This window comes from Amylibacter sp. IMCC11727, assembly GCF_029854195.1.
In the GTDB taxonomy this organism is placed as follows: Bacteria; Pseudomonadota; Alphaproteobacteria; order Rhodobacterales; family Rhodobacteraceae; genus Amylibacter.
Genome location: NZ_CP122960.1, coordinates 2,797,609 through 2,821,564, shown reverse-complemented (window position 1 = coordinate 2,821,564; position 23,956 = coordinate 2,797,609). Strand labels below are relative to the sequence as shown.

Here is a 23,956-nt window from a genome sequence, read left to right as displayed (position 1 = left end):
GGAAATATCATGTCTGATAGCGCCACAATTCCTCCACGTGTCCCCTTGGGGGCGGGTCAAATCATCAGCGAGAGTTTTTCACTGTTGTTTGGCAATATCGTTGCTGTCGCAGTCGCGGCTTTTATTCCCATTCTGTTTGCGCTGGCTATTTCAGGCAGCTTGATGGGATTTGACATCATGTTCGGCACGGCAGAACCTGATGTTCTGGCCCAAGGGTTCGCCGGAGTTATGATCGGAACAACCCTGCTGTCTTTGGCGATTTACGGCATTGTAACCGCGATCATTGTGCAACTGGCTTATGACGCAAAATCAGGGCGCGGCACAAATTTTGGTAAATATGCTTCTACAGCGGTGCAAACCCTTGTGCCAAACGTGATCTTAACGTTGGTGATTTCCATTTTGGCGGGTTTTGGCATGATTGCGCTTATCATACCCGGTATTTGGATTTACGGCGTGTTTGCCGTAACCATCCCCGTTTTGGTGATTGAACGTGTTGGCTTTGGGTCCATGGGGCGCAGTGCCGAACTGACCAAAGAATATCGCTGGCCCGTCATTGGCACGATTATCGTGATCGGCATTGCAGCAGGTATTTTGAACCTGATCCCAACATTCATTGTGCAATGGCTGCTGGGTTCACTGGGCAGCGGCTCCATCGCGTTCCTGGTTGTTTTGTCCGCGTTGTTGCAAACCCTGTCTTACGGTTTGGTCAGCATTGGCTTGGCCCTGATCTATGCGCGTTTGCGCGAAATCAAAGACGGTGTTGGGATCGAAGACCTCGTGGGTGTTTTTGAATAAACAAACTTCGCCTTGCCGCAGTGTGTGAAATCATTGCGGCAAGGCAGATATTGCGGTTTAAAGACCCTGAAACTGCCGAGCGGCACATAACGATATCAGGGGGCCAACATGGCACATACGCGCATTCGTAAATTCAACACATCTGATACCTATCCAGAACAGAACCTCGACAATGATCTGTGTCAGGCGGTTGTGGTTGAAGGGGGCAAAACCGTTTACCTGCGCGGCCAATGCCCGCAAAATTTGGATGATGCGAAAAACATCGACAGCCATGATCCGGTTGAGCAAACCCATAAGGTTATGCAGAACATCCGCCAACTGATCCAAGAAGCCGGCGGTGAAATGGAACATCTTGTCAAAGTGGTGGTCTACATCACAGATGTGCGCCACCGCGAGGCGGTGTACCGCACCATGGGGGAATACATCAAAGGCGTGCATCCCGTGTCCACTGGCTTGGTGGTACAGGCCTTGGCGCGGCCCGAGTGGTTGGTAGAGATCGACGGCACAGCGGTGATCCCGTCATGACTTTTTCCGTTGTGGCCCGATGCGCAGAAACGGGTATGTTTGGTCTGGCGATTTCATCGTCTTCCCCCGCCGTTGCGGCCCGTTGTGCCTATACCCGTGCAGGTGTTGGGGCTGTGGCCAGCCAGAACATCACCGATCCACGGCTTGGCCCCTTTGCGCTTGATCTGATGCAGGGGGGCATGTCCGCACCCGAAGCAATTGCAGGCATCCGCGATCAGGCACAATTTCTGGAATACCGCCAAGTACTCGCCATCGACAAAAATGGGCGCACGGCGATCCATTCAGGGCCAAATTCGCTGGGTATCTGGACCGAAGCCCACGGTACAGATGTTGTGGCTGCGGGGAACCTTTTGGCCAACGAAGATATCCCTCAGGCTCTGGTTGACGGGTTCATGTCGACCACAGGGCATTTGGGGGATCGATTAATTGCGGCCATGCGTGCCGGATTGGCCGCAGGCGGCGAGGCAGGCCCCGTGCATTCCGCAGGGATGCAGATGTGTGACGCCGTGCCATGGCCAGTGGCTGATCTGCGATGTGACTGGACAGAAGATTGCCCAATCGAAGCCATCGCAACCGCGTGGGACGTGTATAAACCACAATTGGCGGATTACGTGCAGCGTGCGCTCGACCCAAGGGCCGCGCCCTCCTACGGCGTGCCAGGCGACGAATAAGCCCTAATCAAGCGGCGGTGCGCCCCCTGCGGCGGTTGCTTTTTCCACATAGGATCGCATCCGTTCCACGGCCTCCGCCCCGCCTTCGGGTGGGGTGAAATCGCGCAGGATACCCTTCCAAACATCCACCGCCCTTTCTGTTGATGTACGCGAACCTGCTTCTGTCCAACTGCCAAAATTGTTCAAATCTGCCACGATAGGTTCGTAAAACGCGGTTTGATACCGATCCATCGTGTGCTGGGTGGCAAAGAAATGCCCACCGGGTTGCACATCAGCCAATGCATCAAACCCAATCTCCGCGTCATCCGCTTTGGGGCGCTCGCACAGCTCTGCAAAGATTTGCAGGCTTTCAATATCGTTGATGAACTTTTCATAGCCAAAGGTCAGCCCCCCTTCGAGCCACCCCGCCGTATGAACCAACAACGTACCATGGGCCATGGACCCACCCCAAAGCCCCATCACAGTCTCAAGACTCGATTGCATATCCGCCGTATTCGACGCAGAGCCAGACGCCGTGCGCCACGGCAGGTCAATCAGCTTGGCCAATTGTCCCCCACCAATCTGCATCTTCAAATGGTCAGGGGTGCCGAAGGCAGGCGCCCCCGATTTCATATGCACGTTTGAACTGAACCCACCATAACTGACAGGCGCACCTGCGCGGGCCAATTGGGCCAGTGTGATGCCAAACAGGGCCTCGGCGTGTTGCAGGGTCAATGCACCCGCAGGCGTGATCGGGGCCATCGCGCCGGCCAAACAAAACGGTGTGATGATCGAGATTTGATTGGCGCGGGCAAAATCAATGATCCCTTGGGCCATTGGATTGTCCAACATACGCGGAGAGTTTGAGTTGATCACAGTGGTGATCCAAGTGCCCGTTTCGAACTCCTCAGTGGTGAGGTTCAACGCAGTTTGCGCCATTTCAAACCCTTGCTGCACCTGACCACGCCCACGGGCGTACAGAAACATCGGCTTGTCCCCGTATTCCAGCTGAACGCGCATGGTTTCGTAATGGCGCAAATGGATCGGCACATCTTGGGCTTCGGTCAACGGGCCAAAGGTGTGCATCACATCATAGTGCTGGCACAACTTAATGGCTTCGGTGAAATCCGCCAAACTGCCAGGGCGGCGGCCCCGTTCAGCATCATTGGCATTGGGGCAGCCAACACCAGGCATAAAGATCATAGACCCCAATTCGTAATCTTGTTCGCGCAGCGGATTACGCGCCCGCAACCGTATGCTGCGCGGTGCTGTTTTGAGCGCGGCTTCTACCACATCACGTCCCAAATACACCATGTGATCATCATCTACCCGCGCACCAGCCTTGGCGAAGATATCGCGGGCTTCGGGCAGCAGAACTTTGATCCCCAACTCTTCGATCACGCGCAGGGCGGTGTCGTGAATGGCGTGGATTTCGTCATCCGAAAACATGGTCTGTTGTGGAAACGGATGTTTCAACTGACGATAATTTGGTCTGCGCAAAATGGCGGGCGCGGCACTGCGATTGCGCTTGCGACGGCCACGGGTGGGAGCATGTGTCATGATGGGGCTTTCTGGCCAAGGATACGGGAAAAGAAGGCCTCAGAGGCTTGCGCAGAAATGCTGCGGCCTGTGAAACAGTGGAAATAGGTTTCCAAATACTCTTTGCGTTTTTCAAACGGTTCTGATCCGACCAACGCGTAATAACTCAGCTGCGTGAAATAGATGACGCGGGCGCGGACAAATGCTTCGATCTTTTCATAACCATGCCGTTGATAGAATGCCGAAATAGCCGCGATACGGTTGTCGTCTTCTTGGGACACAAGCGCCTGAATGTCATCTGATCGCCGCCCCCAATCGCGGATCGCTTGATCTAACAGGGGCATGAATTTGGAATGATCCACCCAGACCGCAAACAGATCAAGCACCCCATCTTCGAGCGTTTTTGACTGCTCCAGCACATCCAGCATGATGCCTGTATTGCGCACGCGCCATTCCGCAACCATGGCAGACAGCAACTCATCCAAGTTTTCGAAATGCCAATAAAAACTGCCGCGCGTCACGCCCAACGATTTGGACAGTTTCAGGATACGAACCCCTTCAATCCCTTCTTCAATCAGTGCCGATAGGGCGGCAACAATCCAATCATCGCGGGTTTTCTGTGGGTCGCGCTTTTGTGTCTGTGCGGTTGAAAGCAGGGTCAATCGAGGGATTCCATACAGTTTTGTTCTTTACAATACACATGTGTATGGTGCTATTGTCAAACGAAGTTTTAGGACACAGGGTTTGATCATGAAAATCGCACGTATCCCAATTGTTGATCGCACAAATGGGTGGAGCGCCCATCTGCCCCCCAGAACGCCACGCCCGTCTTTGAACAAAGATGTGGCAGTGGATTGGGTGGTCTTGGGGGCAGGGTATGCAGGGCTGGCCGCCGCGCGGCGCTTGGCGCAAAATTGCCCCGATCAGCATATCGGGTTGATTGATGCAGGCGCGGCCGGGGAAAATGCCTCGGGCCGCAATTCCGGCTTTGCCATTGATCTGCCGCACAATGTGGGCTCTTCGCTTGATGAGTTGGAAGGATCGCATCGGTTTATGCGCTTGGCCCGATTTTCAATTGATCAACTGCAAGACATCGTGCGCACCCACAATATTGATTGTGATTGGTCGCTCGATGGGCGCTATCACGCGGCGGTGTCCCAGCGTGGTGTGAAAACGGTTTTGGAACCCTACGCCAAAGAATTGGAAGCATTGGGTGAGCCGTTTGAATGGTTAGATGCGGATGCCGTGCGGGCAAAAGTGGGCTCAGATCACTTTACCGCTGCAGTGTTCACACCTGGTGGAGCATTGATGAACCCTGCTGCGCTTACCCGTGGGTTGGCAGATACCTTGCCAGAAAATGTGACGCTGTTTGAACATTCCCCAGTGATCAGCGCAAATTTCCAAAATGGGGTTCATCTGACAACGGCACACGGATCGTTGCGCGGGCCAAAGATGATCCTCGCTGCTAATGGGTATTCTGAACAATTTGGGTTTTATCCCAACCGCTTTTTGCATTTGGCGGCCCATGGCAGTTTAACCCGCCGCCTGACAGAGTCCGAACAACAGGCCTATGGCGTGGATGCGCCATGGGGGCTGACCCCTGCAAATGCCTTTGCTGGCATAACGATGCGATACACAAATGATCGGCGTATTTTGATCCGTCAGGGCCTTGGATACTGCCCTAGCCAAAAGGTAACACCCGCCACGCAGCAAAGGGTTAAACGCACCCACAAACAGCTCTTTGATGCCCGCTTTCCCATGTTGCCCAACGTCGAGATTGAACACACATGGAGCGGCATTGTGTGCCTCTCACAAAACAGCGCCCCAGCGTTTGGGCAGATTGCGCCAAACATTTGGACAGCGGCGTGTCAAAACGCGGTGGGCGTTTCCAAAGGCACGTTTGCAGGCACTTTGGCCGCTGATCTGGCCACGGAGCAGGACAATCCGTTGATCGCGGATATGTTTAGTCTTGGCGAACCCAGTGCCTTGCCGCCGCGCCCGTTTTTGGATTTGGGTGTGCGCACGCGTTTCGCGTGGGAGCTGTGGAGAAATCGGGACGAAGCCTGAGTTTGGCGTAAATCGGCACACATTGTACGGATTTGGATGGAAAATTGGGGTGACTCTCGCCGTTTGCGGCTCGTGAGCGACAGTGATATTACTTGTGTGAAAAAATATTGAACAACAGGAATATTTTTGCAAACATGGTGTGTGACTGAGAATCGTAAGCATAGTTTATCGGCATTTTTTAACGCAAAAACGCCTGAACCGCATGTTTTATGCGGTCAATCCCTTGGCTGCTGTGACCAATGAGCGTGCGTTTCGAAAACTCCCAAAGCGAAAAGCGGTCAAAAATCCGGTTCGAGATTTTCGTCAGCACGGGCTTCGACGCGCTTGAAGTTGCTGCCGTCAGCGGTGTGCTCGCACAAGCGAATGATGTGTTGGGACAGGGGGCCTTTGATTGGCGCTATGTGTCGGACAAGCCTGGTTTGCTGACAGGATCGCAAGGCATGATCGTTCGGGCCGAACCCGCGGTAGCAAACCACGATTTCTCCGATGTGATGATTGTTGTTGGTGGGCGCAAGAAAACAGGCGCGGATTGGATCGCACGGATTCGCGCGATGAAACGCATGGGGCGCACGGTGGTTTTGCTGTCTGATGCCGCCACATCCTTTATCGAAGCAACGGGACCAACCTCGGGCAAGGCGACAACCCATTGGAAAGACGTTTTAACTCTCAGCGAAGCGGGCTATTTCCCCAACCTCACCTTTAGCATTGCGGAAAACGCAAATGGGATCATTACATCAGCAGGGCATTCCTCCACGCTTGATTTGATGATTGGTCTAATTTCCGATCATTTGACCAGCCCGCAAGTCGCCGAATTATCAAGCCTGTTGTTGATGCCTGCCATTCGCAAAACCAGCACCGAACAACCGCGCAACATCGGCCATAACGAGAGCCTGTTTGACAAGCGGATCGCCAAGGCAATTAACCTGATGGAAGAAACCATCAGCGATCCGCTGCCTATGGTGGATTTGGCAGATCAATTGGGCGTGTCCGTGCGCCATTTGGAACGGCAATTCAACGAAGTCTTTGATGACACCCCAGCGCGGTTTTATAAACGCTTGCGGGTCAAACGGGCCAAAGCGATGCTAGAGGAAACGATGGTGTCGATTGTGGATATTTCCGTTGCCACAGGGTTTGGATCCACCCAAACGCTGGCAAAATCCATGAAGGATGAATTTGGTCTGACCCCGAAAAAGATCAGGGACAGACGGTCGGTAAAACTGGTGGATTTTTAGGCCACCGCCAGTTTGATGAACTGTTCCATGTGATAATCCGTATCGCCAAAGCGGTGGTCGATCATGGTCAAACGTTTTGCCAGATGGCCCAGTTCATATTCGTTTGTCATCCCAATCCCACCGTGCATTTGGATGCCTTCTTCGACAACCAAACGGGCGGCCAAACCGATCAGATTTTTGGTGGCACTGACATGCACATCGCGCACAGACGGTTCTGCATCCACGTGCCCTGCAAGGTTAATCACCGCAGACCGCGCCTGTTCGATTTCGATCAGTACATCCGCCAAACGGTGTTGCAGGGCCTGAAACTTACCAATCGGCACACCAAATTGTTTGCGCGTTTTCAGATAGTCGTTTGTCAGTGTTTTAATACTCTCCATCAGGCCAAGCGCCTCTGCGCAAATGGCAAGAGTCGCCCGCGCATTCATTGCCGAAATCGCATCATACGCAGCGCCCTCCGCGCCAAGCATCGCTTCATTTGGAACGCTAACATCCGATAGGGTCACCTCGGCGGCATGCCCCCCACCAACGATGGGATAGCTGCGTAGAGTCATGCCATCTGTATCTGCTGGGATAATAAACAGACTAATGCCGTCTGTATCCGCAATATCGCCGGACGTGCGTGCGCTGACGATCAGGTTTTCTGCACTCGGCGCATTCACCACAATTGCCTTGCGTCCATTCAATGTATACCCATCCGCACCTTTTGTGGCTGTGGTTTCCACACGGGGCATGTCAAAACGGCTGCTCGGTTCGCCGTGGGCTACCGCCAGATGTGCGCCGCCTGCAATAACGGTTTCGATCACGTCCTTCTGTGCGTCGGTCCCCAGCACTGCGATCAAGCCACCACCCAAAACCGCCGTGTCAATCAGCGGGTCCACCGCACCGATACGGCCCAGTTCTTCGAACACAAGCGCGATGTCGAACCCTTCTCCAGCGAAACCACCATCCTCTTCGCGAAACAACGCACCAATAACACCCATTTCGGCAAGGCCCGTCCAGATATCAGGGGAAAAGGCAGCTTCGTCATCTTCGATTTTTTTACGCGCCTCTGCGGTGTAGGCATCAGCAAGATAACGGCGCAAGCCGTCTTGCAACATCTGTCTCTCGTCTGTCAGATCAAAATTCATGGTCTCCTCACAATTCCAGAATGGCTTTGGTAATGATGCCGCGTTGAATCTCGTTTGATCCCCCGAAAATCGACAGTTTACGGTTGTTCAAATATTGCGCCGTCGCAGGGGCGGCGTAATCTGGGCCAACGGGTTCTTCGTTGCTGCCCTCGTCCAAGGCTTCGCTGGCAAAAGGCATGGCATAGGGGCCAACCGCATTGCGGGTCAACGCGTTGATCTCCTGACGGATAATCGTGCCTTTGATTTTCAGCATGGAACTTTCCGCACCGGGCGCTTGGCCTGCCGCGGCTTGGGACACCACGCGCAGGTTGGTGGTGGACATGGCCATAAGATCCATTTCCACCCGCGCGATGCGTGCCGCGAAATGGGGATTTTCGATCAAAGGACGCCCGCCCGATTGTTCCAACCGCGCGATGCGTTTCAAGTTTTGAAGCCCCGCATTGGCGAAGCCGACTCCCGCAATATTTGTGCGTTCATGGGTCAACAAATATTTGGCATAGGTCCAACCCTTGTTTTCTTCACCCACCAAATTTTCAACAGGTACTTTCACATTGTCGAAAAACACTTCGTTCACTTCGGGTGTCCCGTCGATCAGCACAATCGGGCGCACTTCGATGCCCGGTGTGTCCATGTCGATTAACAGGAATGAAATGCCTTGCTGTGGTTTGCCTTCCTTGGACGTGCGCACAAGGCAGAAAATCTTGTTGGCGTATTGGCCAAGCGTCGTCCACGTTTTTTGCCCGTTGACGATATAATGGTCCCCATCACGCACCGCAGACGTGCGCACCGACGCCAAGTCAGACCCAGCCCCTGGTTCAGAATACCCCTGACACCACCAATCGTCACCGTTCAAAATACGTGGCAGATAATAATCCTGCTGTTCTTTTGACCCAAAAGCCTGCAACACAGGCCCAAGCATCGACAGGCCAAACGGCACAACGCGCGGGGCGTTGGCTTTGGTCATTTCGTCTTCAAAGATATGGCGCTCTACGGCATTCCACGCGGCACCGCCAAATTCTTTGGGCCAGTTTGGCGCAAGCCATCCTTGCGCGTTTAAAATGGCATGCCATTCTTCGTAATCTGCTTTGGTCAGGCTTGTGCCCAGCTTGCTTTGATCAACCAAATGATCGGGTAATTTTGCTTTGATGAACGCACGCACTTCATCGCGAAATGCGATTTCGGCTTCGGTGTAATTCAGGTCCATAATAATTCTCCTGCTGTTGATCAAAAGGTAGGGTGAAGCCGCCAACCTGACAAACGAAACGCTACGCCATTTCTCGTGGAAACTACGGTTCGGTGACGCTTGGTTGCCATTTGCCCCGTTTTCGCAAACACTTCACGCTTACGTGACCCGAAAATTTGATTCGAGATATGATGTTAAAAAACACCTTTAAAACTGGCCTTGCCGTTTCATGTTTCGCCCTCGCAGCGCCTGCTGTGGCTGATGATCAAGGCGCATTTGGCAAAGTGATCCGCATCGAAAACAAAGCGTTCCAAGCGGACGCAGGGCATATTACGTTTTCGGAAATCCCAATCGGCTCAAAGAACCCGTTCTATTCACCATCCATGTACGGCGGTGACAAAAACGGGATCAACGTGGCCTTTGCAGGATACTACGTGGGCCAACGTATCGCACGATCAGGCCAGTGTGGGGTCGGTGCGAGTGCAAGCGGATGTGTTGTCGGGACACCCGAAGCACCGTTGCGACTTTCAAGTTCCAGCCCCGATGTTTTTGCAGCAGAAGATGGATCAAACCCCACAAGCCCTTCGCTGTCAGGCTCGCCAAAATTCAACGGCCCGATCAGCATGTTGTTTGACCGCGATGTTGCAGGTGTTGGCCTTGCGGGTGGATTTTTTGATACGGTTGAATCCACCGCTATCACAGCATTTGATCGGAACGGGCGCACAATCGGTGGCGTCCACAACCTTGGCAAAGGCATGGAATACATGGCCTTGGTCACAGAAAACGGTCGCAATGCCATCGCAGGGATTCAATTTTCCTTGGTCGGACCAGAGGCGGCGGGATACGCTATTGATGAATTGACCTTTGCGCTGGCGGGGCAACTCGACAACAGCCAGATCAAACGATTGGGCGATGTATTGGCAGAGCCAGAGGACGATCTGGAGCGGAATGAAAAGCCCTCTGGCGGTCTTTCTGATCTGTTTGGTGACGCTGCAAAAGGCCGTGACAAAGCCAAAGAGAAAAAGCCCTCGGGCGGGCTGTCCGATCTGTTCAAGGACTAAGTCAAAGAAATTTTGGACATTTATTTTGTCCATAAAACTGGAAATTATGTTGGCGTCTTTGTATACTGGACCCAATGTTTAAAGCGTAAGGTGATTTAAATGCTGCTAATGAAATCCTCTCTTCGTGGTTCGGAAACTGCCACATTCTCCAAAACCTTTGTCGGTGCAACAGTTGCTGTTGCAATGGCCGCAACCACGGTTGTGACCCCGACTCCGGCGCGCGCAGGGGCTGAAGAAATCTTCGGCGCATTGGTCGTGATCGGCGTTGCTTGTGCTGCATCCGGTAAGTGTAAAGGCAAGAAAAAAGCCAAAGCAGGCCGCAAAGGCAAAAAGAAGGCCAAAGGTGGCGGCGGCGGTAGCGTCGGATACGGCATCAACAAATCAGAGCGCCGCTTGGTTCAAGAAGGGCTCGCTGCCAAAGGGCATTATACTGCTGCGATTGATGGGTCATTTGGACCAGGAACGCGTAAATCAATCAGAGCGTATCAAGCTGCCATTGGTGCCAAAGTTACCGGCAAGCTTACACCAGTGCAGATCAATGATCTGGCCGCAGCATCAGTTGCCTTTGCATCCATTCCAGATGACAGCCCTATGCTGTTCCAATCTGTGTTGGTGCGTGACACAACCAAAGCACAACTTCGCGAAATCCAAGTTCGCTTGAACGAAAAAGGGTTCCCCGCTGGTGTGCCAGATGGCGCATGGGGCGGCAGCACGCGCCGCGCTGTAGAAGCGTACAAAGCGGCAAACGGTTTGCCGGGTAAAACGCTCGCGTCGCAACGTTTGTTGGCCCATATGAATGGTGTGGTCATGGCCCGCGAGGGTGGCTTGGTTGCGGGCGTCGCAGTTGCCGCTGCGGGTCTTGATGGCGGCGTTCTTGGCGAAGAGGAAGGCCAAGGCGTTGCAACATTCGAAGATCTCGCAGCGAAAACCGTTGTTGAAGAAGAGCCAGTGGAAGCCGAAGTGGCCGCTGTCTCCGCACTTCAATTCGAAGTTCTTGGCATGCGTCCAGGGATGAACCGGTCCGAAATCGAAGAAACCGTAATCGAAAACCTCGGTGAAGACGTGACTATCTCTGTTGGTGGTGCCGAAGACATCGGGGCCGAAGGTCAACTCAGCTTGGGCCATGTGCTGTCACAACCAAACTGGCCAGAGCCTGGATCAGAGCAAGTGATGGCGGTTTATGACGAAAAAGCCCCAGCAGATGGTGCCATTGCAATCTTCCGTTCGATTGTCATGCCAGAAGGCTTTACCAAAGCATCCTTTACCAAAAACATCGTTCCAAAAATTCTGTCAGAATATGGCAAAGAAGGGTTGGTGAATGATGATCTCGTGTGGATCGGGGATTCAGAAACCCGCTTGGCATCCCGCAAAGACTTAGCGATGCGTGCCTCTTGCGGAGATTTGGCGCTAAAGCAACCTGAAGCCGAGATCGTTGATGGGGTCGTGTCGTGGGAAGCAAAAACTGCGCCAACGCTGAACGCAGATGCCGCAGCAGGTGTCAGCGCCAAATGCGGTGATGTCATGACTGTGGATTTCGAAGACGGCATGCTGAACTTTGCCGTTTGGAATTCTGATATGTTGGCTGGCGGCGCAGACGACGCCAGCGTACCCGTTATCAAATTCTAATCACTGATCAGCGGCAAGATTTGCCAAACAGCTGAACCCAAACATAATTTCGTGTGGCGCTTGCGGGGCGCCGCACGCTTTTTCGGGGTTTGCCATCAAGGCTCGTGGCCAATTCTGAAAGGGTCTGCGGCCCACTCGGGTCAATTTCACGGGCTGGGCCAACATAGGCAACGCCAAAGCCCGTTTCTTCGACCGTGGCACGGACGAGATTTTTCCAATGCCCCACCGATGTGATCCAGCCCATCAAGGCCTCGTTTACAGACTGCTGCCCTTTGGCGAGGTTTTCTGCGATCTGGCAAAACTCGTAATCGCCATCGCGCGCCCGTTCTGCCAACGTAGACCCATAAGGCCCCACATGATCGAAATGCCCTGTCTCGGCGAGCAAACACGCATATTTCTGGGCAATCGCGTCAAGTTGGTTGTTTGTTGACACAGTATTCACGCTTTGCCGTTTTCGAAGTGCGTTTAATTTGCCCAAATGCTCGATTCGCAGATCGTCGATTTCCAAAGGAACAGAGCAGTCTTGCGCCTGCGAAACAGTCGGGACTGCGAGCATGGCAGACAAAATAATGGCAACCGTACCAGCACGAATTAAAGTTATTATTGAAGGTGTCATGGAGTCTCGCTGAAATTGGAAATGCAAGTATTGTAAAATAATTTTAGTGAGCATAGGCTCGACTCCGAAACTTTTCGCGATGAACTTTAGTATAGAGGTAAACACATTGAAAATATTTAAATTTATGTCAACGGCTGCGCTTGCAGCAGGGCTATCGTTGACCAGCACAATGAGCCTCGCATGTGAATCAGACGAGATGCTGAAAACAGAAAATGGCTTTATTTTCAAAATCGTTGCGGGGTCAGACAAGATTCCAGCATTCACTGACGAAAGCGCATCTGAAGAAGCATTCCAATTGGAATTGCTGCAACCCTACTTTGTGATCTGCGATGCTGGGGATTACTACAAAATCACCGATTTGCCTGCAGACTCCGTAGATGAAGCCCTGTCAGGTAACGTTGCCTTCGTAGCCAAAGATCAGACCTACAACTGGACAACGCGCGAAGCCCTGAGTTTCTCTGAAATCGCCTTCTTGGAAGAACGTCCAGAGATCACCGCATGGGATGACGAGGCGGTCCTCGAAAAGTTTATGGAAACAGGCAACAAGAAACTGCACCCGCCTGCGTTCAAAGAAAACCTAGAAGCCACACGCCTGCGCGAACGCTCCACGCGTCCGTATCCTGTGCTCGGCTCGGAAATGCGTTCCCTGCGCGGCGTAACAGAAAAGCGTGTTTATAACGTGCTGCTGCCCGCCGCTTTGGCGCCTACAGCGGCGATTGAAATCAAAGAAGGTGAACTCGAAAGCGTTGAAAGCGTTTTGACGACAGCCACGATCTTGGTTGTGTTTGATGCGACGGGTTCCATGGATGCCTTTGCGCTTTCAACTGCGAAAGCCATCGCTGGCAGTATCAGCTCCCTTCCTGCAGAGGTGCGTGAGGGTTCTGAAATGGGCTTCTTGTTCTATCGTGATGAAGGGGATGAGGAAAAACTGGTTCCAGTTGCCCCAATGCCTTTGAAAGACGCAGCGAATGCGTTGGAAAAAGCGGCCGCATTCATGTCTGGCGGTGGTGATGTAGAAGAACCAATTCTTGATGCGATGTACTATGGTGCGAACATTTTTGATTGGGCGCAATCAGGCAAAAAGATCGTCATCGCGGTTCTAAATGATGATGCAAAGCCAACGACAATTGGGTCGCTCGATTCAGAAGGGCGTATTCCAGCTGGATTGGATGCTTACAAGATCGCAAAAGACTACTTTGACCAAAGCATCAACGTGATTTCGGTTCAGGCGGGTCCAGGTGAAGGTGCGAACCTTGCGAATGTTCTGGGAACGCTTGCTGATGAAACAAACGGCAGCTTCATTCCGTTCGGCGCTGGGCTAAAAGAGAAAGACATCTCTGAGCAGCTTATCCTGAAAATGTCTACGGATGCGGCTGTTGCGATTGAAGAAGGTAAAAACGCGCTTGGCAAAATGGCGTTTGACCTGAACGGCTTTGCCACCATCCCACTGGAAGTTCTGAACGGTGAAATGCTCGAACGTTTGCGCGCAGCTGGTGTTGATTTCAACATCGACGCAGGCGAAGGCGGCGTTTTGATCCGTGAAGGCTACGTTCTGGAAAATGACGATCTGTTGTCACCTGAAATCCAGATCGAAAAAGAAACGCTGATCAACCTGATCAACCTCTATTCCGTTCTGGCGACTGTTGGTGTGGACGAAGAGGCAATGATTCAGTCCATCTCCGAAGCGATTGCTGCGATTTCAGGGGAAGAGTACGACTCCAGCGAGCCAATCGAAGAAGTGATTGAGAAGAAACTGGGCATTCAGTTCCGCTCTGACCTGTTGAACTTTGACCTCAACTTCTTGGCGGCAATGGTTCCAAATGAACGTTTGGCCATGACCAAGCGGATCGACACGGCCTCTGAAAAGCTCAACCAGTTCTTTGAAGCGAACCAAGACGAGTTTGACCGTAACCCTGCGGTTTGGATGCCCATCGCGGTACTCCCTTAAAACCTGCAACCCCCTGCACCAAAGTGGGCGCAGGGGGTTCGCACACGTGTTTTTTTTGTAAAAGGGACCGCAGGCCATGTCCGACAACTCCATTATTTCATTAAAAAATATTAACCGCGTTTTCGAAGTCGCCGATGAGCGCATCGAAATTCTGAAAGACCTTTCTCTGGATATTGAGCGGGGCAGTTTCAACGTTATCAGCGGCGAGAGCGGCTCGGGTAAAACAACACTTCTGCGTATTTTGGGCCTTTTGGACACCGACTATGAAGGCGAATTCGCTTTCGAAGGAACCGATGTAGCGGGCCGTCCTGATTGGTATTTGGACGAGTTGCGTGCCAACAATATTGGCTTCATCTTTCAAGAGGGCCGTTTGTTCAGCCATATGTCGCTGACCAAAAACATCGAAATTCCACTGGAATTACAGGGCCATAACACGCCAAACGAACGATCCGAGCGGATCAAGGCGCTGGAGCCTGCGTTCTACAGCGAAAAAGAACGAGCGAAAAACACGCTCAACAACTATCCATCCTCCGCATCTGGCGGGCAGGCGCAACGTGCCTCGATCATGCGTGCGGTTGTAAAACGCCCAAGCATCATTCTTGCAGATGAGCCAACGGCCAGTTTGCACGGCGAGTTGAAACAAGAAGTTGTCGCGCATCTGCGCGCGCTCGTTGAAGACGGCCATACGGTCATCGTCGTCAGCCATGACGAGGTGTTCTACGATCACGGCCGTCAGTTGTTGTTGGAAAACGGCGTGCTGCGCGAACTGAACTCAGAACCCGCCAGTACCGCAACACCACTGCCTTCGCATATGCCTGGCCAAGACGAAGCGATCTTTTTCGGGTGGAAACCCCGTGCGCCATTCCGCATTTTGCTCAGCCAAGCCATCCGCGAAACGGTGTTTCGACCGCTGTTTCTGTCCCTGATCCTTGTGTCATTGATCATCGGGGTGTGTCAGGTCTCCGTGTTTACCTCGGTCATTGTCGGGGCGCAGGACTACGTGAACCAGAAAATCACCGAAGGATCGCGGCTGAACCGAATACAAATTAAGCCGAGGATCAAAGACAAAGCAAACGATGACCGCTTTCCTGATCGACAAGCGATTATCGACGATGATTTGGTAGACGTGGTTGTGCAACGCCGCGCCACCACGTCCCGTGTTGTTGTAAAATCGGGCAAAGCAAAAACATTTTCTGTGACAGGATTGCTGGAAAACGACCCAGAATATGACCTGTTGAACTTTGCCGCGGGTGGCCCGTTTGTGGGCAACCATGACCAGCCACAGGTCATTCTAACCGCCGCAATGGTGTCCGAAGTCTTCGATACCGAAGGGCTCGACACAGGGGCGGTGGATTACTCTGATTTCATCGGCAAGCGTGTGACTGTGATCATCAACCGCTATAACCGTGGGCGCAAATTGGTGGGGCAAGTGCCGGTCGAATTGGAACTGGCAGGCGTGATCCTGCACGGGGAAGGGGGGCGTCAGTTGTATTTCCCCAACCGCACTTTGTTGATCTTCGATCGCTTTGTGCGGGATCGCGATGGCGAATATAAGTTCCCTGAAAACGCGGGTGTCGATAATTGGTTCGACGGGGAAACCATCGCTACGCTTACGGATTTTCCATGGGAAGATTCCCTTCACATCTATGCCAAAGAAATCCGCGAGGTTCTGGTGCTATATTCTCGTCTGTCCAAGATGGGGTTCAAACCACAATCAGATATTTGGGATTTCAAATGGGCGCTGGATATTCAAGACACGGCATGGCGCATCTTTCTCCCACTGCTGGGCCTGATTGTGCTTGGCGTTTGTATTACCGTGGCGGCCAATATCTTTACCTCTGCCAAATTGCGCGAAACAGAGCTGGCCTTGTGGCGCGTGCTCGGTATGCGGCGTGGTGATCTGGTTTTGACGCAAGTGATGTCGGTGTTTTTCTCGGTCACGGTCGGCGTATTGGCTGGATTGGGCCTTGGGGCGTTTTTGATTGAAAAGACTCGCCAGATGTTGGTGGCACGCGCCCTTGAAACCGCGCAAGCCACAGGCGATCAGGCCGCAGAATTTGACGCGATCTTTGCCCCTGTTTCAAACTTCTTCTGGCCGGTTGTGATCTGTGCCATTTCCATTGGTCTGCTGTCTGCGCTTTATCCAGCCTTCCGCACCGCCAAAACAGACCCTGCGAAAGTTCTGAAATCATGAAGCAGGGCTGGTTCACAAAAGGTCTGGTCGGGGCGCTTGCAGCGGCCCTGCTTGGCACGGCTGTGGACGCAAATTGTCGGCAGTGGGCGGCCCCAAATGAGATGAAAGCGGGTGTCGAGGTCCAAGGGAGTAAACGGTTCAAGATCGCGGAATCCGACCGCGTTATCGTTGAAATATCCACGCGAGACGGGCGCAAACGGGGACAAATCGTCGTTCCACCAGAAAAGTCCCTCGTTGCGCGCGTATTCGCCACAACGGAAAAAGAATATCTGACTCTCGGGATGGGGCAGGTAGCTGAACTCGTTCTTGAAGATGATTCCACCATCAACATCCGCCAAGGCGGCGAACTCATCGAGTCGTCCGTTGATTATCGAATTCGGCTTCGCAACACGAAATGCGTGCGGGTCAAAGGAACCAATCATCTTTTGTCCCGTGACGAAGCCGAGGAAAAGGGCGTTACGATCATCGTCATCGCAGCTCCGCGAAAGATGGAAGACCGATCCCCCATCGACAGAGAGCCCACAATCATCGGCAAAATTGGCGATATTCTGACAGGGGATCCGGAAGAGCCAACCGTTCGCAAAAATCCAAGTATCGGCGATGCGTTAAGCGAGCCAACCGTCGAAGGCGGGGGCATTTCTGGTTTGGCTGATCTGTCAGATGATGAGCCTGACAAAGCGGACAAAAAAGTTGGCAGCATCGCCGATCTTGCGTCCGAGCTGGAAGACAAAGCTGCCAAAATCGAAAAGCCGTCAATCAAACCCAAATTAAAAGACACAGTGGCCGTGACGGTTCCTAAAGAGGAAGAGCCTGACCCTACGCCCAGCAAGCCTGTGGCTTTGTCCGTGTGTCACGCAGGAACGGATGAGCGTTTGCCGCTTTTTGGTACGGTCCCCGACGCAGACTTTATGACGGCGGGGGTTTTGAAAGATGGAACGGATATCAAAACCTATTCCCAGTTCGACAGCACAGATGTGTTCATCGAAGAAGAGACGCAAGCCAACATTCCAGACGACAAAATTGGCAAACTGCTGCCCATCTCCCAACCTTTTGGCAATCGCGAAATAACGCTGGCAGACGAAACAAAAATCATTCCCATCCGTCTCCCGGGGGCAGGCATAACCAGTCGCAGCGTCGTCACAACCGAAATTGATGCCGATCTGGTTCGCTTTGCCGTGTTCTCTGATGCGGCAACTCTGGCACAGACAGGGTTTGAAAAACTTGAAACTGCCCTGCGCAAAGCTAAGCCAGAAACGCGCTGGGTTGTGGATTGGTTCGAAATTGCGCCATCGGGCGATGTGTTGCCAGCCAAACAGTTCGATACCTTCAAAAAGATGATGGACGCGATTGACAGCGACAACAGCTTCAGCCCGTTAACCTCTGCCCAATTCAGCCTGTTAACATCCAATATCGAAACGCGCATGAAAGAGGCAGGACAGCCGATCACACGGGCGTTTTGGGTGATCGAAGGGATCCGTCTGCCCAACACGGCTCCAGTTGATGTGGAGAACCTCATCACGTCTGTCACCAAGTCAGGCAACGTTCTACGCGGGCCTTCGGGCAAAGAACGTGCGTGGCTCGATATTATCACAGGCCAGTTTGGTACAAAGTTTGCCGAATATTACTTGGACGGCGCGGTAAAAACCACATTTGGCGCGTCCCTCTATGTGGAAGATCGCAAAGGCAAAGTGGAACGATCCACACTCATCACCAACACCAAGGACATCGTCAACAGCCTATCGCGCGCGGTGGATGTGGCCAAACGCTTGGGCGCGTCAAAGTCAGTTAAAACCGTAGATGACGTGGTGATCGAAGGGCCGGATGCGCCTGTGTTTAACCGCGATGATGTGCTGCGCGAAACTGGGCTTTTGGCGCGAAACGTGGACACCAACGAACGTTTGATCAGTGTGATTACATCTGAATTGTTGATGAAAGATATCCTATCAGGACGTTCTGGTGCAGAAACCAGCGGTAACATTGATATGGTTTCCTTGTCGTCGATGCGCTCAGGCAATGATGCGGTTTTACCAAAACGCGATCTGTCCGAGGCGGCGTTAAAGTTGCGGTTGAAAACACTGGGGATTAAGGCGGTGGACGATGAAAACTATGTCCGCCTAGGACAGTGGTTCGAAGATTTGACCGAAGGCTTTTCCCGCTTTCAAGATCGCAACTGTACGCATATATTCTTTCCTATCCGCAAGTAACGACAGGTAGCACCACGCAAATGACGGGCCTTACCAAGCAGATTATGCGTGCTGTGACGATTGCCGCCATTGGCTGGGTCTCCCTTGCCGCACCCGGCATGGCGCAAACGCGGTTTCCCGCAAACGAGGCCACGAAAGACACCAAAACCAAAAGCTGCACGCTTATTTTGGTGCCCTCTGTGTCCACGGAAAGCACTGCGCCGCGCCTGAAACTCGGGGCGTCACTGGACCCAAAACGGGAAAAACTGACTCTGTCTATTGATACACGCAAGCCGCTTGTCAGTTCCGAAATGGTCGCAGCCAACCAGCGGGTTCCGTTCACCGGCGAGTCTGTTGCCAATGCACGTGGATTGGCCAAAACGCAAATATGGGCCGCCATCAGTGCCAGCCACAAAGCCCAAGAACCCTTTTTCCTGACAGGTAAAACAACCAGCGGTGAATATGCCTCATCGCGCTATGATGATCTGGACCCCAAAGGCATTATCGCACTGCTCGAAGCGCAATGTGGCTATGACGGGTCTGATATGTTCCCTGAAAGCGTTGCGTCGCTTGCGAAAAAGGAAAACGCTCTTCGGCTGAACGAAAATCAAGTGCGTCACATTCGATGGGTTCTGGCCCGTACAATCAACAATGCGGTGCGTGAGCCAAGAAAATCCAAAACCTTTACGGCGGATGACCGCAATTCAATTGCCCAATATGCGCGACGCAAAGGCAAACCTGCACGTAAATATTTATCGCGGGATTTGGCCAATATGCTGCTGAAAACCAAATTCACGCCAGTCACGCCCGACCACACGTCGAGCCGTAACTATAAACGCTCTGGGCAATGGGCCACCTATCGCGCAACCAGCGATACCTGCGCACTTACGACCCCCGCGAAAACATGGTCTGGGATGAACCTGTTTCGCAGTCCTGAAATGAAACTTTCCGTTAAAACCACAGATTCAGGTGCGCGGATGTATTTTGATTTGCTCACCCCAAACCCATTTGTGCCCAATTCTGTTAGGTTTGCCGTTGTGGACGGGCGCAGATACCCGATTGAGGTGCGCGGCCGCACCATTGTGCCGGGTCCTGACGGCAAATACATGTCTACAGCAATCGCGCGCGCGCTTAAACGTGGCCGCGAAATCAGTTTTAACGGCACGGTCGAAGCCACGCGTCGCAACGGAACAATCTCTTTTTCCGCCAGCGGTTTCAGCAGTGGGTTTAACCGATTGGGCGTCATTTGCGGACGCCGAGACATCAAGCGGTGGCTCCAATGATCATACGTTTTTGCGCCACGCTTTTCACTTGGCTTTGTTTGACAGTGCCGAGCCTCGCGCAACAAACAGCATATGCAAAGTTCAGCCCGATTGAAGTATCCGCAAGCCCTGCTTTCGAAACCCTCAATCTGCAAAAATTTGAATTTGGCAAACCGTTAACCGTCATCGACGGAACTGACAAACACGTGCAAATTAATCACGACGGCAAACAGGTTTGGCTGCGCCGAGCTGACGTTCTAATGCCGCCCGACTTGGGCCAAATTGTGCCAGGTGCGGGTATTTCAGCAACCAAACGGCCCACATTGCGGTTCTGGAATTCATTGTCACAAGCCACTGAATTTTTAACAGCGACCAATGTGCGCAAGGCGGCCCCAGACCTTGAAGAGGTTCAGATCAAAGGGCGCTTTTCTGACCTTTCCATGCCAATCATGGCTGCGGATGTGGTGGATGTTATGGGGCAATCATCTGTGACCATGGCCGCGGTTATGTTGCCAATGGATACGGCGCGGGTCAAAGCATTCGATGCGCTGCGCGGTGCCCAAAGCAAAAAATACGAAATTGTGCTCGTCGTGGATGCCAGCCCGGATGCGGTGACGTTCAACCGCCAAACCGCAGATGCGCTGTATCGCCGTTTGCGGCGCTCAACAACGCGGGCAGGGGACGTGGCCAACATTCGCCTAGGCGTGTTTGGCGCCAATTTTTTTGACAACTTCAAAGATTTGGGCGCGGTGGACGAAGCTCGCATTCAGGATCTGATCGCAGGCCCTGCGGGCAGCAAACTTTCACAAGCTGAACCGTTGTTGCAAGCCTTGCATTCCGTATCTGAAACGCTTGATCCGACAGCGGACAAACGGATTGTCATCGGCCTGTCGGGGGCTGAAATTGAAACCGAAGCCTATATCAGCAAGCTGCGCAAACGCGTGAACTTGCGCGCCCCAGAACTCGGATTCCCAGACGAGACTTCGCTGTTTCTGGTGCAGGCCACACCTGAACCGAGCGACACATTGCACGCCTTGTCCCAAGCTCCAATCCGCATCAAAGACATCGGATACGTGCCGTTTTCCAGTAAGGTCCAAGAAGATATTTTTGTGCGTATTAACAAGGCATTGAACTTAAATACCGAACGGGACTTGGACGAAGAAGAGCTGTTAAAAGCCTGCAAAACGGATGGCGCAAACTCCGCATTTCCCTGTGTTTTCCCCTTTGCAGCCACCACCGAAACCAGCGCCCCCAAACCCACCCGCCGCGGCCAATCCTCAGATTGGTACAGCACAATCGCATGGGTCGTGGTCGACGGTTTGATGCTAAAACGCACACCAGCGAACTGACCGTCCAACCGATGTGATTTCTGAAAACCCGCAGACCTCACGAGTTGTGTGCGGCTCACGACATTGTTCATTTAGATCTGTTGGAAAAATGGTGCCCCCACACGGACTAACCTCAAAATGCTAAAGCATTTCTCGAACATCCGTGAGCTTACCAAGGTTATCCATGCGAGTAGTATTATCGAACCTACTCAATGACTTAGCCAATTTCACTGCCCATAAACCTTGCTGGATTAACTTCGGCCTGTCAACATGATCTTAGGCTTGAAACACCACAAACACTGAAATGTATCACAAGATGTATCCAACGGCTCAAATACAGGGGATTACAAAATAGTTATTGTTTTTCAGTAACTTAATGTATTTTTCAATTGATTTCAGCTACTTACCTCTGAGGTGTGTATCGCAGCTGTCTAACACCGCATCACAGTTGCTGCGACAAACAGGAATGAACTTAGCATGTGACATAACCATAAGTTCTCCATCGGCAATCGTTTCGAGATTATTCACATTGTAGATTTAGTGGGGAGCTTTTGGGTTTGTATCGCAGGATGTATACCAACCTGTCTGGTCAACATCAGTATGGCTCAACCCTGCTTGGATATTCTTATGGTTGTTTGGGTCCCAGTTTAGGATTCACACCTCTAAAACAAACATTGTTACGAAGCATCTCACCCCCCCCAAAGGGGGGATGGGGGGGGTAGCTTCTCGTATGTACAATAGGTGAAAAATTCTACTGATAGAAATGTTTCATACGGGGGACTAATCTTAAAACCCCCTAGTAATAGTAGAAGTAAACCTGCTTGGGTGAATTAGTAGTTAAGCAAGGAATAGTGGTTTTAGGTGGTAGCTTGCTAATGTGGCCGGTAACAAAAAAACCCTTACTGTAGAAAGGCTAGTCTTTGAAACTTTTCCCATTGTTGTTTGTGGTAATCAGTAGATGATCCAACATCCTGTTTGATTGCGTTGTCATACAGTTTTTTAAACAGCTCTTTATTTTCTTGTATTGTGGACTGAACAGCTCTCATCATTGAAGCTCTGTTTATGTCAAAGTTCAGTTGTGTGCTTAATATCTTGTAGGTGGCAATCTTCATAAAGCTTCTTAAAGATTCCTCATCTCTTTCTCTACAGATCACAGAGTCATGAACTGTTAAGATGGGGATATTGTTTGTAGTGGCTAAGATTATGATCTGTTCAATGATTTGGCTGTCTATAAACATCAATCTCACCCCTTGATCAGCACCTAAACTCTTTTCTAGATATGGGTATTTATTGATGATTGCTTCAACGTACTTATCAAACTGTTCCTTCTCTAGGCTCTTGAACGGGTGTCCTGTAGGCTGGTCATACTTGAAGGCTCCATAAGCAGCTTTGTGACTTTTAGCATTCAGTAGATTTAGCATCAGCCCTTTGAGAATTAGTCTCTGGTCTGTTTGATCGTACTGTTCCACCACTTGGTAACCCAGTGTGTAGATGTCATCTATCGGGTCTAGACCTGCTTCCACTGTTAGTATGTTTGGATGAAGTGAGGAGTAGTCTAGTTCAACAGTAGCTTCATTATTGATCCTGATATGACGTCGATAGGGAATTTGATTTTCTTTGTCCTTGTCTCCGACACGTTGCCAGAAACCACCAGTGAACCTGCCATAACATTCCCAATTATTTCTGCTGAACACACGTGTAACAGTTTTAGTCGAATGGGTGATCTGGATTTGTTGTTCTTTCCCATCTGTACCAATACGTGTGATGGTCGGTGTATCAATGTTGGCAAGGTGAATATGTGTTTTACTCAAGAGGTCATTGTATGCTCTGAGGACTTTGGTCATTTCCATCACATGCGGGAGTGTTTGATCATACTCGACTGCGTGTTTGATCTTCGTCCCTGACTTGGACCGTTTGGGTTCACCAGTTCTTGGGTCTAAATCAAACTTGTTTAGTTTCACTAATGGTGTGTTTGGGTCTTCTGTGATGTCAAACTCAGAGGCATTAACCCCCTCAAAAAGCCGAAACAGCTTCTTTGATCCTCTGATGCGGCTAGTCGTGTTTGTATGGGCAGGGTTATCACTGTGGCTGTGTGCAAGAGTTTCCGTGAAACCATTTGCTTCGAGAGCATCCAAGATCATACGCAACTTTTCAGGGTTAATACCCTTCGGGTTGTAAATGCTTTTGACTTTCAGGCTGTTACCACGAGGGGTAGCTAAACACCGTTCAGGTTCAGTAATCCAAAGTCTGAATAGTTGAAGTAATACTACCTCAAGAGTTGGTAGTCCTGCCTTCTTGGCGTTTGGACCTACTGGGTCAATAGCTGCACGAGTATCAGAAGGTAGACTGAGCCAGATAGACTTGACTGCTTCTAACAGAGGTTTTGAGTCTGTGTGAGCAGAGTAATCAAAAGAACTAGAGTAATATCTGTCCATTGGTTGGTTTGAAGACACGTGAAGGCTCTTTCAATTGATGTTTGGATTAACCGCATCCGCAAGTAAGCTTATCATCAGAGTATTCGTTATCTAGCAGATTTAAGAAATAAGATCAGAGACGCCACAAGCCGTAGATAACCCTGAGAGCCACTATCAGCTGCTGATAGCCCGATATGATGCGG

General features: G+C 51.7%; 18 protein-coding genes. 12 read left to right on the top strand and 6 right to left on the bottom strand.

The window, feature by feature from the left end; genetic code table 11:
* Positions 1-9: 9 nt before the first annotated feature.
* The 3 genes from QBD29_RS14210 to QBD29_RS14200 all read left to right on the top strand — a co-directional run bounded on the left by QBD29_RS14210 (position 10) and on the right by QBD29_RS14200 (position 1,991).
* Positions 10-795 (top strand): hypothetical protein, encoded by a 786-nt coding sequence (locus QBD29_RS14210; protein ID WP_280098742.1) that lies wholly within the window; start codon positions 10-12, stop codon positions 793-795.
* 108 nt (positions 796-903) lie between these two features.
* Positions 904-1,320 (top strand): RidA family protein, encoded by a 417-nt coding sequence (locus QBD29_RS14205; RefSeq protein WP_280098741.1) that lies wholly within the window; start codon positions 904-906, stop codon positions 1,318-1,320.
* On the top strand, positions 1,317-1,991 hold the full coding sequence (locus tag QBD29_RS14200) for a DUF1028 domain-containing protein (protein WP_280098740.1): 675 nt from the start codon (positions 1,317-1,319) through the stop codon (positions 1,989-1,991). The genes QBD29_RS14205 and QBD29_RS14200 overlap by 4 nt, the downstream gene beginning before the upstream one ends.
* A gap of 3 nt (positions 1,992-1,994) precedes the next feature.
* On the opposite strand, the gene QBD29_RS14195 is transcribed toward QBD29_RS14200, so the two are convergent.
* Together QBD29_RS14195 and QBD29_RS14190 are read right to left on the bottom strand one after the other, a co-directional pair.
* The gene (locus QBD29_RS14195; protein ID WP_280098739.1) at positions 1,995-3,530 is read right to left on the bottom strand and encodes a trimethylamine methyltransferase family protein; all 1,536 of its coding nucleotides are present in this window, start codon (positions 3,528-3,530) and stop codon (positions 1,995-1,997) included.
* Positions 3,527-4,171: a TetR/AcrR family transcriptional regulator gene (locus QBD29_RS14190; protein WP_280098738.1), complete on the bottom strand. Its 645-nt coding sequence runs from the start codon at positions 4,169-4,171 to the stop codon at positions 3,527-3,529. The genes QBD29_RS14195 and QBD29_RS14190 overlap by 4 nt, the downstream gene beginning before the upstream one ends.
* An 88-nt stretch (positions 4,172-4,259) precedes the next feature.
* Here QBD29_RS14190 and QBD29_RS14185 point away from each other — a divergent pair, with 88 nt between their 5' ends.
* Both QBD29_RS14185 and QBD29_RS14180 read left to right on the top strand, forming a co-directional pair.
* Positions 4,260-5,576 (top strand): FAD-dependent oxidoreductase, encoded by a 1,317-nt coding sequence (locus tag QBD29_RS14185; protein WP_280098737.1) that lies wholly within the window; start codon positions 4,260-4,262, stop codon positions 5,574-5,576.
* A gap of 239 nt (positions 5,577-5,815) precedes the next feature.
* Positions 5,816-6,808: a helix-turn-helix domain-containing protein gene (locus QBD29_RS14180; RefSeq protein ID WP_280098736.1), complete on the top strand. Its 993-nt coding sequence runs from the start codon at positions 5,816-5,818 to the stop codon at positions 6,806-6,808.
* On the opposite strand, the gene QBD29_RS14175 is transcribed toward QBD29_RS14180, so the two are convergent.
* Together QBD29_RS14175 and QBD29_RS14170 are read right to left on the bottom strand one after the other, a co-directional pair.
* On the bottom strand, positions 6,805-7,938 hold the full coding sequence (locus QBD29_RS14175; protein WP_280098735.1) for an acyl-CoA dehydrogenase: 1,134 nt from the start codon (positions 7,936-7,938) through the stop codon (positions 6,805-6,807). The two genes, QBD29_RS14180 and QBD29_RS14175, sit on opposite strands and share 4 nt — an antisense overlap.
* 7 nt (positions 7,939-7,945) lie before the next feature.
* Positions 7,946-9,142, bottom strand: a complete 1,197-nt coding sequence (locus tag QBD29_RS14170) for an acyl-CoA dehydrogenase family protein (RefSeq protein ID WP_280098734.1) — start codon at positions 9,140-9,142, stop codon at positions 7,946-7,948.
* 233 nt (positions 9,143-9,375) lie between these two features.
* Between QBD29_RS14170 and QBD29_RS14165 the strand changes: the two genes are divergently transcribed.
* Both QBD29_RS14165 and QBD29_RS14160 read left to right on the top strand, forming a co-directional pair.
* Positions 9,376-10,182: a PEP-CTERM sorting domain-containing protein gene (locus tag QBD29_RS14165; protein WP_280098733.1), complete on the top strand. Its 807-nt coding sequence runs from the start codon at positions 9,376-9,378 to the stop codon at positions 10,180-10,182.
* Positions 10,183-10,281: 99 nt separating this feature from the next.
* The gene (locus QBD29_RS14160; protein WP_280098732.1) at positions 10,282-11,808 is read left to right on the top strand and encodes a peptidoglycan-binding protein; all 1,527 of its coding nucleotides are present in this window, start codon (positions 10,282-10,284) and stop codon (positions 11,806-11,808) included.
* Between the two features lie 7 nt (positions 11,809-11,815).
* Here the strand turns inward: QBD29_RS14160 and QBD29_RS14155 are convergent, their stop codons facing one another.
* Positions 11,816-12,424 carry a CAP domain-containing protein gene (locus QBD29_RS14155; protein ID WP_280098731.1) on the bottom strand — a complete coding sequence of 203 codons (609 nt, stop codon included), beginning with the start codon at positions 12,422-12,424 and terminating at the stop codon, positions 11,816-11,818.
* Between the two features lie 196 nt (positions 12,425-12,620).
* On the opposite strand from QBD29_RS14155, the gene QBD29_RS14150 reads away from it, so the two are divergent.
* The 5 genes from QBD29_RS14150 to QBD29_RS14130 all read left to right on the top strand — a co-directional run bounded on the left by QBD29_RS14150 (position 12,621) and on the right by QBD29_RS14130 (position 21,360).
* Positions 12,621-14,372 (top strand): VWA domain-containing protein, encoded by a 1,752-nt coding sequence (locus QBD29_RS14150; RefSeq protein ID WP_280098730.1) that lies wholly within the window; start codon positions 12,621-12,623, stop codon positions 14,370-14,372.
* 76 nt (positions 14,373-14,448) lie between these two features.
* Positions 14,449-16,566: an ATP-binding cassette domain-containing protein gene (locus QBD29_RS14145; RefSeq protein WP_280098729.1), complete on the top strand. Its 2,118-nt coding sequence runs from the start codon at positions 14,449-14,451 to the stop codon at positions 16,564-16,566.
* Positions 16,563-18,770 (top strand): hypothetical protein, encoded by a 2,208-nt coding sequence (locus QBD29_RS14140; protein ID WP_280098728.1) that lies wholly within the window; start codon positions 16,563-16,565, stop codon positions 18,768-18,770. Before QBD29_RS14145 ends, QBD29_RS14140 begins: the two co-directional genes overlap by 4 nt.
* 20 nt (positions 18,771-18,790) lie before the next feature.
* Positions 18,791-20,032 (top strand): hypothetical protein, encoded by a 1,242-nt coding sequence (locus tag QBD29_RS14135; protein WP_280098727.1) that lies wholly within the window; start codon positions 18,791-18,793, stop codon positions 20,030-20,032.
* The gene (locus tag QBD29_RS14130) at positions 20,029-21,360 is read left to right on the top strand and encodes a hypothetical protein (protein ID WP_280098726.1); all 1,332 of its coding nucleotides are present in this window, start codon (positions 20,029-20,031) and stop codon (positions 21,358-21,360) included. The genes QBD29_RS14135 and QBD29_RS14130 overlap by 4 nt, the downstream gene beginning before the upstream one ends.
* Before the next feature lie 878 nt (positions 21,361-22,238).
* On the opposite strand, the gene QBD29_RS14125 is transcribed toward QBD29_RS14130, so the two are convergent.
* A complete protein-coding gene (locus tag QBD29_RS14125; protein ID WP_280098725.1) occupies positions 22,239-23,792 on the bottom strand; it encodes a hypothetical protein in 1,554 nt (517 codons plus the stop codon).
* Positions 23,793-23,956 lie beyond the last annotated feature (164 nt).